Source organism: Caulobacter sp. AP07, from assembly GCF_000281955.1.
In the GTDB taxonomy this organism is placed as follows: domain Bacteria; phylum Pseudomonadota; class Alphaproteobacteria; order Caulobacterales; family Caulobacteraceae; genus Caulobacter.
Genome location: NZ_AKKF01000104.1, coordinates 1 through 3,217, shown reverse-complemented (window position 1 = coordinate 3,217; position 3,217 = coordinate 1). Strand labels below are relative to the sequence as shown.

Below are 3,217 nucleotides of genomic sequence, written 5' to 3'. Positions count from 1 at the left end.
GGCAGGCCGCCGGCCGCCAGGCCCACGGCGACGGCGTTGTCGCCGGCCAGGACGAGGTCGATCATCAGGACGGACAGGAAGGCCGCGAAGGGGCCGTCCAGCCCGCCCGCCTGGGCTATGAGCGCATCAAACATCGGGCCTCAATGCGTCAGGCGGGGCGGTCTGGCAAGCGCCCCTTAGTGGGCGGGCTCGAGTTCCTTGTGCGCGGCGTGGCCGTGGTCGTCGTGATGGCCCGGATCGGCGGCGGGCGCGGGCGCGTCATGGCCGTGATCGTCGTGGCCGTGATCCTCGGCATGGGCGTCGACGTGGTCATGACCGCTGACCGGCAGGGCCTCGGCGCCGACCGGCGGCGCGACGTGGTGGTCGTCATGGCCGTGATCGTGGGCCGGCGCCTCGAAGGGGTTGTGCTCGGCCGGCGCGTGGTCGTCATGGCCATGGCTGACCGCCGTGGCGACCGCGCCTCCCGCCAGGGCGCCGCCGGCGGCCGCGACCATCGGGTTGACGTAGGCGGTGTTGGAGGTCTGCGGCGCCTCGAACTCCATCTCGTTGCGGCCGTAGTCGGTCAGGGTGCGGAACTTGCGGCGACGCTCGGCCCGGGACTTGGCGGCCGAGTTGCCGCGGGCGATGGCGACCAGGATCAGCAGGGCCAGCAGCACCAGGGCGCCGCCCAGCACCGACTTGCCCGGAACCTTGCCCAGGCCCGGCACGTCGACCGTCTCGAAGCGGCCCAGGTCGGGCAGGGCCAGCTTGAAGCCCTTGGTCTGTTCCTTGACCACGTCCTGCAGCGGAACGACCTGCTTGGCGATCGAGCCGAGCGAGAAGCCCTGGGCCGGCTTGGTCCCGTTCAGCTCGACGCCGAACTCGGTCTTCAGCGCGCCCTTGGCCTCGGGGGTCGGCTTGACCTGCCAGGCGAAGGTGGCCGGCTCGCCGGCCTTGACCACGGCGGTCTGGCGGCCGTTCGGGGTGATCTCGTAGCCCTCGCCCTGCAGGTCGGCATAGGCGCTGGTCTTCTTGGCCGCCTTGGCCAGGCCCAGCTTCTGGGCCTCCTTCTTGATCATGTCGCCGAGGGTGGCGGGAAGCGACAGGGTGACCTGGCCTTCCTGGCCCTTGGCCAGGCTTTCGCCCGAGGCCAGGACGGCGCCCTTGGTGGCTTCCGGGGCCACGGCCGCCTGCAGCTTTTGCAGCTTGGTCAGCGGTTTGGCCGGCGCGGTCTTGGCGACCGGGGCGGGAGCGACCGGGGCGGCGGCGATGACCGGTGTCGGGGCCTTGGCCAGCGGCGCGACCGGCTTGGCGGCGACGACGGGCTTCAGCGGAGCCGGCGCGGCGGCCACCACGGCCGGCTTCGGCGCGGGTTTGGCCACGGGATGGGCGACCGGCGCGGGCTTGGCCGCGGCGGCGTAGGTCTGATGGCGCGCGGGCGCGGCGGTGGCGCGGGGGGCGTAGCGGACGGCCCGATGCTGGGTCTTGGGATTGGCGATCGGCGCCATGGCCGTGACCAGCTTGCCGTCGGCGCGCCGCCAGGTCTTCAGGCGCGAGCTGCTGCTGGTCTGGACGGGGACCGGGACGGGCACGGCCTGGATCGGACCGGCCGGACCGCCGAGCAGGCCGTCGGCCGGCGCCGATTCGACCGGCGGCGCGCCCATCAGCTCCGGAGTCTCGGCGACGGCGCCATAGCCGGGCGCGGCCGAGGCGGGCGGCGCCTCGACGGGCTCGCGGGCGCTACAGCCCGCGATCACCAAGACGCCCACCGCGCAGCCGGCCAGAGCCGTCAAACGGACTTTGTAATGCAACATCGGGTCCCCCGATCCCATGTTCGATTTCTCCGCACAGCAGCGCCTGCGGAACAGGCGCTCAGAGAACCACGTCATCGCGACGAAATCAAAACGGTTAAGAGAGATTCACGAACTGGTTTCTTCCTACGGGCGAACTTTCGACGCTTCGTACAGCGCCACCGCCGCCGCCGCGGACACGTTCAGGCTCTCAAAGCCGCCTGGCATGGCAATTTTTCCCATCACGTCGCAGTGCTCGGCGACCAGCCGGCGCACGCCGTCGCCTTCCGATCCCAGCACCAGCACGGTGGGACGGCCGTCCAGCACCTGGTCCAGGGTCTGCTCGGCGTCGCCGGCCAGGCCCACGGCCCGCCAGCCCAGGTCGGTCAGCTCTTCCAGCGCCCGGGAAAGATTGACCACGCGCGCATAGGGCAGCTTGTCGACGGCCCCGACGGCGGTCTTGGCCAGCACGCCCGACAGCTCCGGCGCATGGCGGTCCTGCAGGATCGCGCCCCGCGCCCCGAAGGCGACGGCCGAGCGGAAGATCGCGCCGATGTTCTGCGGGTCGGTGATCTGGTCGAACATCACCAGCAGGCCCTGGGCGGGGGTCCCCAGGTCGTAGACCGACAGCGCTTCCGGCGGGTCGATCTTCAGGGCGATGCCCTGGTGCACGGCGCCGGCCGGCAGCTGGCGGCCGATGTCGGCGCCTTCCATGACCTGGACGAAGCCCTGGCGGGCGACCTCGGGGGCGAGTCGTTTGGCGCGATCGGCGGTGACCAAAAGGCGCCTCGGCGTGGGTCTGGCCGGGTTGGAAAGCGCCGCCTCGACGGCGTGAGTCCCCCAAATCCAGTCCTTCGCGTCCTCGCCGCTCTTTTGAAAGCCGTGTTTTTTCATGGGCTTGTGACGAATATCGCGTCCGGGAGCAGAAGGCTTTCTCCGGTCGTTGCGTTCGGAATGAGAGGACACTATAAGACGCGCTCCGATTTGGGGCCCTGAGGGTTTCCGAGAGCCAGGGCGGCGCTGCTTTAGCATCGTCTCACAGGTCTCAAGGAAGCTTTTGTTCCTTTTTCGTGACGGGCGGTTCGCCGCCGGTTTCGGATGAGGAAAGGCCGCTTTGAAGGAACTCTGTCGCGCGCTGGGGGAATGTCCCGAGTGGCAAAGGGGGGGGACTGTAAATCCCCTGGCGTACGCCTTCGCAGGTTCGAGTCCTGCTTCCCCCACCACGCGCGACGAGAGCTCCCGAGAAGTGTGGGCCCCGAAGCCAGAGACCGGGAGCCGATCGCGACCCCGCTAGCTTGGCGGGTATAGCACAAAGGTAGTGCAGCAGCCTTCCAAGCTGAGGATCCGGGTTCGATTCCCGGTACCCGCTCCAGCTCCCTATATAGACGATCCCAGACAACCGCCGGACGCGCGCAAGGTAGAGACGATGGCCAAGGAAAAGTTCGAAC

General features: G+C 69.6%; 2 protein-coding genes, 2 tRNA genes and 1 pseudogene. 2 read left to right on the top strand and 3 right to left on the bottom strand.

Features of this window, described 5'->3' with window-relative positions:
• The 3 genes and pseudogenes from PMI01_RS06280 to rlmB form a co-directional block, all read right to left on the bottom strand.
• Window positions 1-134: pseudogene (locus PMI01_RS06280) on the bottom strand (TerC family protein); the annotation flags it as partial.
• A 42-nt stretch (window positions 135-176) separates the two neighbouring features.
• On the bottom strand, window positions 177-1,793 hold the full coding sequence (locus PMI01_RS06275; RefSeq protein ID WP_304412069.1) for a stalk-specific protein StpX: 1,617 nt from the start codon (window positions 1,791-1,793) through the stop codon (window positions 177-179).
• 123 nt (window positions 1,794-1,916) lie between these two features.
• The gene (gene rlmB / locus PMI01_RS06270) at window positions 1,917-2,735 is read right to left on the bottom strand and encodes a 23S rRNA (guanosine(2251)-2'-O)-methyltransferase RlmB (protein ID WP_035035021.1); all 819 of its coding nucleotides are present in this window, start codon (window positions 2,733-2,735) and stop codon (window positions 1,917-1,919) included.
• 171 nt (window positions 2,736-2,906) lie between these two features.
• On the opposite strand from rlmB, the gene PMI01_RS06265 reads away from it, so the two are divergent.
• Together PMI01_RS06265 and PMI01_RS06260 are read left to right on the top strand one after the other, a co-directional pair.
• Window positions 2,907-2,992: transfer RNA gene (locus PMI01_RS06265), tRNA-Tyr, on the top strand.
• 75 nt (window positions 2,993-3,067) lie between these two features.
• Window positions 3,068-3,141 (top strand) — tRNA-Gly (locus tag PMI01_RS06260).
• Window positions 3,142-3,217: the final 76 nt, after the last annotated feature.